The 6,048-nt window shown below is 75.5% G+C and carries 7 protein-coding genes and 1 pseudogene; 4 read left to right on the forward strand and 4 right to left on the reverse strand.

Annotated elements, in window-relative coordinates:
- Positions 1 to 321, forward strand: a pseudogene (locus ABZ945_RS32810) (hypothetical protein); the annotation flags it as partial.
- Here the strand turns inward: ABZ945_RS32810 and ABZ945_RS32815 are convergent.
- Positions 312 to 1,334 (reverse strand): DMT family transporter, encoded by a 1,023-nt coding sequence (locus tag ABZ945_RS32815; protein WP_361277102.1) that lies wholly within the window; start codon positions 1,332 to 1,334, stop codon positions 312 to 314. The pseudogene ABZ945_RS32810 and the gene ABZ945_RS32815 overlap by 10 nt on opposite strands.
- 74 nt (positions 1,335 to 1,408) lie before the next feature.
- On the opposite strand from ABZ945_RS32815, the gene ABZ945_RS32820 reads away from it, so the two are divergent.
- Complete coding sequence (locus ABZ945_RS32820) at positions 1,409 to 2,344, forward strand: LysR family transcriptional regulator (protein WP_361277104.1); 936 nt, start codon at positions 1,409 to 1,411, stop codon at positions 2,342 to 2,344.
- A 43-nt stretch (positions 2,345 to 2,387) separates the two neighbouring features.
- Here ABZ945_RS32820 and ABZ945_RS32825 read toward each other — a convergent pair whose 3' ends face one another.
- A complete protein-coding gene (locus ABZ945_RS32825; protein WP_361277106.1) occupies positions 2,388 to 2,834 on the reverse strand; it encodes a Rieske (2Fe-2S) protein in 447 nt (148 codons plus the stop codon).
- Between the two features lie 255 nt (positions 2,835 to 3,089).
- Between ABZ945_RS32825 and ABZ945_RS32830 the strand changes: the two genes are divergently transcribed.
- Positions 3,090 to 4,214 carry a tetratricopeptide repeat protein gene (locus ABZ945_RS32830; protein ID WP_361277108.1) on the forward strand — a complete coding sequence of 375 codons (1,125 nt, stop codon included), beginning with the start codon at positions 3,090 to 3,092 and terminating at the stop codon, positions 4,212 to 4,214.
- Complete coding sequence (locus ABZ945_RS32835; protein WP_361277109.1) at positions 4,211 to 5,293, forward strand: polyprenyl synthetase family protein; 1,083 nt, start codon at positions 4,211 to 4,213, stop codon at positions 5,291 to 5,293. Before ABZ945_RS32830 ends, ABZ945_RS32835 begins: the two co-directional genes overlap by 4 nt.
- A gap of 28 nt (positions 5,294 to 5,321) precedes the next feature.
- On the opposite strand, the gene ABZ945_RS32840 is transcribed toward ABZ945_RS32835, so the two are convergent.
- Both ABZ945_RS32840 and ABZ945_RS32845 read right to left on the reverse strand, forming a co-directional pair.
- Positions 5,322 to 5,741: a hypothetical protein gene (locus ABZ945_RS32840; protein ID WP_361277111.1), complete on the reverse strand. Its 420-nt coding sequence runs from the start codon at positions 5,739 to 5,741 to the stop codon at positions 5,322 to 5,324.
- A gap of 82 nt (positions 5,742 to 5,823) precedes the next feature.
- On the reverse strand, positions 5,824 to 6,048 hold a 225-nt coding region (locus tag ABZ945_RS32845), incomplete at its 5' end, for a hypothetical protein (protein WP_361277113.1).

Consider the following 6,048-nt stretch of genomic DNA (forward strand, 5'->3'; position numbering starts at 1 on the left):
CGGCGCGCCGCGCTGGTCGGGGCGCTGGCGCGGCGCGGGGTCGAGGCCCATGGGCGCAGCGGGATGAACGTATGGGTGCCGGTCCCGGACGAGACCGGGGCGGTGGCCCGGCTGCTGCAGTCCGGTTGGGCGGTGGCCCCCGGGGCGCGCTTCCGGCTGGAGTCCGGTCCCGCGGTCCGGATCACCGTCTCGGAGGTGGGGACCTCGGAGGTGGAGGGCTCGGAGGTGGAGGGCTCGGAGGTGGAGGGGGCCGAGGTGGAGCGGCTGGCCGAGGCCGTCGCCGCGGCGGTGGCCCCGGTGGCGCCCCGTACCTACGGCTGAGGCGTGCTCCTGCGTCCGCGGGGGGTCCGCTGCTGGGTGAGGACGGCGCCGGCGATCACGATCAGGGCGCCCACCGGGGTGTTCCAGGTCAGCGCCTCGCCGAGGATGCCGACCCCCGCAGCGGTGGCGATGACCGGGACGAAGTAGGTGACCATCTGGCCGGTGGTCGGGCCGACCTCGGCGACCAGGCCGTACTGGATCAGCACCGCCAGCCCCGTGCCCAGGGCGCCCAGGGCGGCCACCGCGAGCAGCGGGACGACCGGGAAGGAGGACGGGAGGTCGGTGAACAGCGCAGCCACAACGGTCAGTTGCAGCAGAGCCAGGAAGAGCTGGGAGCCGGTCAGCGCCAGATGCGACTCCTCGCGTCCGGCGAGGGTGCGCCGGACGTAGATCCAGCCGACCGGATAGCTCAGCGAGGCGCCCAGCGCCATCGCGGTGCCGGTGGCGTCCAGGCCGGAGAACCCCTGCCAGGCGCCCAGCACCGTCAGCACCCCGAGGAAGCCGATGCCGAGGCCGGCCACCCGGCGGCGGGTCGGCCGGTCCTCGGAGAGCGCCACCAGGGAGAGCGCCATGCCCCACAGGGGGGAGGTGGCGTTGCAGATGCCGGCCAGGGTGGAGGGGATGGTCAGCTCGGCATAGGCGAACAGGGAGAACGGCAGCGCGTTGAGCAGGAACCCCGCCACCGCGAGATGGCCCCAGGTCCGCAGTCCGCGCGGCAGCGGCGTGCACTTGACCGCCATCGCGATCGCGAGCACCGCCGTACCGAACAGCAGCCGCCCGAAGGTGACCTGGAGCGGCGCGAACGCCCCGGTGCCCACCTTGATCAGCAGAAAGCTGAACCCCCAGATGAGCGAGAGCGCGGCGAAGCGCAGCCGCCAGTCCAGGGCGCGGCGTGGGGAGCCCGGGGTGGGTGGTGCGGTGGTCGGTGGGGTGGGGGCGGCGTCCACCTGCGTCGCGGGGACCGCCGGGGTCTCCGCTGCCGCGGGGCCGGCGGATGGGAGAGGGGTGCTCATAGGACGACGATGGCGTGCCCCCACCTCGTAGCACAAGCGAGTTTTTATTCGCACAATGGATTAGTATCGCTAACATGTTGAACCTGGAGCGCCTGCGCACCCTGGACGCCCTGGCCCGGCACGGCTCCGTGAGCGGTGCGGCCGAGGGGCTGCATGTGACCACCTCCGCCGTCTCCCAGCAGCTCTCCAAGCTGGAGCGCGAGGTGGGGCAGCAGCTCGTCGCCAAGCGGGGACGCGGGGTGCGGCTGACCGACGCCGGGATGCTGCTGGCCGACCACGCGGCGCGCATCCTGTCGCAGGTCGAGCTGGCGCAGTCGGACATCGAGGCCCAGCGCGGCCAGGTGGTGGGCGAGGTGCGGATCACCGGATTCCCCACCGCCGCCCGGGGGTTGTTCCCCGCCACCATCTCCGCCCTGCGCCGGGACCACCCCGACCTGTCGGTACGCACCCGGGAGCTGGAACCGGAACCGGGCATCCACCATGTGGTGCGCGGCGATGTCGACGTGGCCGTGGTGCTCGACTGGAGCAACAAGCGGCTGCCGGTGCCCGAGGGGCTGACCCGGGTCCATCTGCTGGACGACATCGCGGATGTGGCGCTGCCGGCGGACCATCCGCTCGCCGGGCGCGCCGAGTTGGACCTCGCGGAGCTGGCCGATGACGAGTGGGTGTCCTGGCCGGAGGGCGAGGCCTGCCGGGACTGGCTGGTCTTCACCCTGCGCTCGGCCGGTGTCGAACCGCGCATCGCCCACACCGCGTACGAGCACCACACCCAGCTGGTGCTGGTCCGGGCCGGCCTCGGGGTGTGCGTGACCCCCCGGGTGGGCCGAAACCCGGTGCCCGACGGCGTCGTCCTGATCCCGCTGCGCCACCGGTTGCACCGCCATATCCACGCCGCCTGGCGCGAGGACGCCGACCGCCGGCCGTCGGTCCGCGCGGCGGTCGAGGCGCTGCGCGCGGCCGGTGACGCGGTGGCGAGGGCCGGCGGAGCGGTCGCGGCGGTCGGCGGCTAGCCGGCTTCCACCACACGACCCCGGCCGCCGGCCGCGTCGGGGCTCAGACCAGCACGATCGACCCGTCCTTGACGGCGATCGCGGTGGCGGGCAGCGGGACGGTGGCCGGGCCGGTCTTCACCGTACCGTCGGAGGCGTCGAAGGCGCTGCCGTGGCAGGGGCACCGAATCAGCCCGTCCGCCACGTCCTTCACCGCGCACCCGGCGTGGGTGCACTTCGCCGAGAACGCCTTGAACTCGCCGGCCCTGGGCTGGGTCACCACCAGCCCGCCGACCACCGCGCCACCGCCCTCCGGGATGTCCGCCGTACTGGCGATCACCTTGCCGGCGTCCGGTCCGGCCGAATCGGCGCCGCCTTGGGCCCCGGAGCCGTCCGAGCCCCCGCAGGCGGTGAGTACGGCGGCGGCCAGTCCGGCGCCGCCCGCCGCCGCGATGACCGTGCGGCGCCCCACCGCCCCGGCTGCCCCGCCGCTGTCCCGTGTTCCGGCCATCACGGCCTCCCTCTCGGTCCGAGCCGATCGCGCTGTCGGGGGGAGTACGGGGCGGAAGGACGCGGCGTTCAGCACGGCCCGCCGTCCCGTCGGCCGGGGCGTCCCCCTGGGCGGGGACCCGGCCGCCGGGAGTCGTACCTGAGACGGACCCCGGGACCGTTCCTGAGCCTGATCATGCGTCACCAGTGGAACCTCCGCTTCCCCTCACCGTCTTGCCGGGCGTCGAGCCGACCGGACGGAGACAAGGTGAGGAACATGACGGACGGGGCCGCCGGGACCAAGGCGTTCGCACCGGAGTACCAGGGCGCCCTGGGCGCGCTGTCGGTGAACGCCTCCCTGCCCGAGGTGCTGGCCAGCGGGCTGCGGGAACGGGAGGCCGCGCGGGCCGCCGGTGACGCGGGTGAGGCGGCCCGCTGCGGGCTCGCCGTCGCCGAGGCGTACCGGCGGCTGGGCCGTGCGGAGGAGGCCGACCAGGCCTGGAAGGAGAGCTTCCGGGCGGCCCGTTCGGCGGACCAGCCAGGCGCCATGGCCTGGGCGTTGTGGAGCGGCGGCACCCTCGCCCGCCAGCGGGGCGCCTTCCGGCTGGCCTACCGGCTGCTGCGGCTGGCGGCCGAGTGGGGCGAGCGGGGCGGGGACGTCGTGGTGCGCGGGTACTCGCTGGCCGGGCTGGCCGAGACGGGCCGGATCCAGGGCGACTACGAGGCGGTCGCCCTGCTGCACGAGCAGCTCCTGGCCGAGGCCCGCCGGCGGGGCGAGGCCCGGCACACCGTCTGGGCGCTGGAGGGCATCGCCCAGATCCACCGCAACACCGGCTCGTACGACAAGGCCCTGGCCCTCTTCGAGGAGGCGGCCGACACCGCCCTGCGGGCCGAGGACCGGCGCGGCTGGGCCTGGGCGCTGCGCGGGGTCGCCGACGTGGTCTCGGTGCGCGACGGCGACACCGAACGCGCCCTGGCGCTGCTGGCCAGGGCGGAGGACGCCTGCCGGGAGATAGGCCTGACCAGCGCGCTGGCCTACAACCACAAGATGCGCGGCAACGTCCTGTACCGCGCCGGGCGCTACCGGGAGGCGCGCGAGCTGTACGAGCAGGCGCTGGAGGAGTTCGCCGGGATGGGCGAGGCCCGGGGCACGGCGCTCGCCCGGCTCGGGCTGGCCAAGGCACGGGCGCGGCTCGGCCGGGACCCGCGGGAGACCGCGAGCGAACTGGTCGGGATACGGGCCCTGCTGGAACGGATCGGACTGCGCCAGGCCCGGCAGATGGCGGCCGCGGCGGCGGACGAGCTCGGCGTCGGCCCGCTGCCCGACCCGCGCCGGGCGGCCGCCGCCGCGCCGAGTCCGGCCGAGGAACTGCGCTCCGCCGATCCGGAGGCCCTGCGATGACCCCCTCGGCGGGCGCGGTGGCGGCTGGTGAGTCGGTGGCGGCGGACGGCGCCCGGGCGCGCTCCGTCCTGACGCGGTGCCGCGGGCTGGTGCGGCCGGCCCTGGCCGAGGCCGTCGGGACCCTGCACCCCTGGATCGGCGGCATGGCCGGCTACGCGCTCGGCTGGAGCGACGCGGCCGGCACCCCCGCCCCGGACGCCTCGGAGGGCAAGGGGCTGCGGGGCGCCCTGGCGGTGCTGGGCGCGGAAACGATGGGCGCGCCCGGTGAGAGCGCCGTCCCCGCGGCGGTGGCGGTGGAACTGGTGCACACCTTCTCGCTGCTGCACGACGACCTCATGGACGGGGACACCACCCGGCGGGGCCGGGCCGCGGCCTGGCGGGCCTTCGGCACCGGGCCCGCGGTGCTGGCCGGGGACGCGCTGCACGCCCTGGCCGTACGGACCCTCGCGGAGGCGGGCGGGCCGGCTGCCTCGGCCGCGGTGCGCCGGCTGTGCGCCACCCTCACCACCCTGGTGTCCGGGCAGGCCGACGACCTGCTGCTGGAGCACCGCCCCTGGACGGGCCCCGAAGCCGTACCGCCCGAGGAGTACCGCTCCGTGGCCGAGCGGAAGACAGGCGTGCTGCTCGGCTGCGCCCTGGCCCTCGGCGCCGAACTCGCCGGGGCCCCGGACGAGTCGGTCACCGCGCTGGACCGGGCCGGCCGGCACCTGGGCATCGCCTTCCAGACCGTGGACGACCTGCTGGGCATCTGGGGCGACCCGGCGCTGACCGGCAAGCCCGTCGGCGGCGACCTGCGGCGGGGCAAGAAGACCCGCCCCGTACTGGCCGCGCTCGCCGACGGTGGACCGGAGTCCCGCGACCTCGCCGCGCTGCTGGGCCGCTCCGCGCCGATGGACGACCGGACGGCGGCCCGGGCGGCCGCCCTCGCCGAAGCCGCCGGCGGCCTCGCCACGGCACGGGAGGAGGCGCACCGGCACCTGGAGGCGGCGCGTGCCCAGTTGCGGGCGGCCCGCCTCCATCCGGTCCCGGCGCGCGATCTGGAGGCGCTGATCGGCTTCCTGTTCCACCGGAGTCGGTAGGCGGGTCCGTGGGCGGGGCGGCCCTGGTTCAGCGGGTGGTGACGGCCGGCGGGGCGGGGGTGTCCTGCTCGGGCCAGGGCCAGGGGCCCCGGCCGCGTATCTCGGCTTCCCCGTCCAGCTGGGCGACCAGCTGCTTCAGCCGCTGGCGGGCGCGGCGGGCCACGCCCTTCTCCAGGGTGAGTCCATGGTCGGTGCGGGCCGTGACCACCGTGCCGGCGATGCGCCGGTCGATGGTGGACGGTGCCGTGCGAGTGCCCTGCTTCCAGCCCGGCTGCGTCCACAGCCAGTCCACGAACCGCACCAGGGTGGTGGAGGTGACGGCCGATAAGGGGAGGTCGCACTCGGCGCAGAACCTCGACCAGGCGCTCCAGTCCGTGGCATAGCCCTTGCGGGTCCGTTCCGAACGCCGCCGCCCGTCCGACGGCGGCGGTATCTGCTGCGAGTCCATCTGTCCTGCCCCCTCGTCGCTGCCTCACGGGGCGTCGGCGCAACGCCCGATGCCGGCACCGGGCGTTGCGCCGACGATCGGACTACTCCACCGGCTGAGGCTCCGGTTGCGTGTCCGGTGCGGCCTCGCCGGCCGGCTCGGCCGGGGTCTTGACGGAGTCCAGCAGCAGCTGGGCGACATCGACCACCTGGAGCGACTCCGGCGCCTTGCCATCGTTCTTCTTGCCGTTGACGGAGTCGGTGAGCATGACGAGGCAGAAGGGGCAGGCGGTGGAGACGATGTCGGGGTTGAGGGAGAGGGCTTCGTC

The organism is Streptomyces sp. NPDC046887, from assembly GCF_040644755.1.
Lineage (GTDB): Bacteria > Actinomycetota > Actinomycetes > Streptomycetales > Streptomycetaceae > Streptomyces > Streptomyces lichenis.

Excerpts from the sequence above, each read along its gene's own strand:
- ABZ945_RS32815 (WP_361277102.1), bottom strand. The coding sequence starts at position 1,334 with ATGAGCACCCCTCTCCCATCCGCCGGCCCCGCGGCAGCGGAGACCCCG.
- ABZ945_RS32820 (WP_361277104.1), top strand. The coding sequence starts at position 1,409 with ATGTTGAACCTGGAGCGCCTGCGCACCCTGGACGCCCTGGCCCGGCAC.
- ABZ945_RS32825 (WP_361277106.1), bottom strand. The coding sequence starts at position 2,834 with ATGGCCGGAACACGGGACAGCGGCGGGGCAGCCGGGGCGGTGGGGCGC.
- ABZ945_RS32830 (WP_361277108.1), top strand. The coding sequence starts at position 3,090 with ATGACGGACGGGGCCGCCGGGACCAAGGCGTTCGCACCGGAGTACCAG.
- ABZ945_RS32835 (WP_361277109.1), top strand. The coding sequence starts at position 4,211 with ATGACCCCCTCGGCGGGCGCGGTGGCGGCTGGTGAGTCGGTGGCGGCG.
- ABZ945_RS32840 (WP_361277111.1), bottom strand. The coding sequence starts at position 5,741 with ATGGACTCGCAGCAGATACCGCCGCCGTCGGACGGGCGGCGGCGTTCG.